The organism is Vibrio sp. Vb0937, from assembly GCF_033338855.1.
This window is the reverse complement of record NZ_JAWOTK010000291.1, coordinates 1-1,215: the sequence shown is the minus strand read 5'-3', so window position 1 is coordinate 1,215 and position 1,215 is coordinate 1. Positions and strand designations below refer to the sequence as shown.

Here is a 1,215-nt window from a genome sequence, read left to right as displayed (position 1 = left end):
GCTTGGTGGGGCAAACGCCACAAGGGTTAATTTTTCCAAGAGCTGATCAGAACTTTATCCCCTACACCGTCGATGAAGCGGTTGGCTTGGCATTTGAATTACACCCAGTGATTCAAATCGCATTGGCGGATGTGGATTCTGCCAAGTTCCAATACAAACAATCGAAAGGCGTTAACTACCCGACGATCTCGATTGAAGCTTCTCAAACTTGGAAAGACGATGCGGATGGCTTAAAAGGTCGAAGCGATGAAACTCTCGCCATGTTGCGTTTACGCTATAACTTGTTCAACGGCGGTAGCGATGCGGCAAATTCAGAAAACTTCGCATACCAACTCAACAAAGCGAAAGACTTACGTGAAGGCGCGTACCGTAATGTTGAGGAAGGGCTTCGCTTATCTTGGAGTGCTCTGGACTTAACGCTGCAACAAAAAGAATTTTTAGCAGACCACGTTGATTCGGCAGCTGAGACGGTCATCGCGTATGAAAAGCAATATCGAATCGGTAAACGAACCTTACTAGACGTTCTGAACACTGAAAACGAGTTGTTTGAAGCGCGTAAAGATTACCTTGATTCAAAATATGCAGAGCAATATGCCAAATATCGTGTGATGAACGCAACTGGCCAATTGTTGAGTGCGTTAAGAGTCGAAATGCCGAAAGAATGGCTAGAAAAAGTGGAGTATTAATTATGAAAAACATAACTATTATTGCACTGTCATTAGTTGTTGCTGCATGTAGCTCTTCGAGTGATCGAGGCGACGAATACGATTACATCGACACTCCTATTGCAGATCAATGGGCCGACCACCAAGATGACGACAGCGACGGTGTCATTAACCAGCGCGATTTATGTCCAGGCACACCATTAGGAGCAGAAATTGATAATGATGGCTGCGGATCTTACGCAAACTCATCACAACAAATGCAAATTCGAGTGTTATTTGCGAATGATTCAGACGAAATCAACCCGGTTTTCGCGAAGCAGATTCGAGAACTCTCAGATTTCTTGAAAGAATACCCAAGCACATCCATTGAGTTGCAAGGTTATGCGAGCCGCACAGGTGGATCTGAGCACAATTTAGATCTCTCCAAACGCCGAGCAGAGAACGTAAGAAAGGCGCTGCTTCAAAACGGTATTACTCCTGATCGAGTTACTATTGTTGGCTACGGCGATACGGTTTTAGCAACAACCGGAACAGACGAAGTAAGCCATGC

The 1,215-nt window shown here is 44.9% G+C and carries 2 protein-coding genes; both read left to right on the top strand.

The annotated features are described in order from the left end of the window. Positions 1–686, top strand: a 686-nt coding sequence (locus R7P67_RS25160) for a TolC family protein (protein ID WP_318086364.1), incomplete at its 5' end; no start/stop codon positions are given. A 2-nt stretch (positions 687–688) separates the two neighbouring features. After that, positions 689–1,215 (top strand): OmpA family protein (locus R7P67_RS25155; protein ID WP_318086363.1); only part of this gene is annotated, 527 nt, incomplete at its 3' end.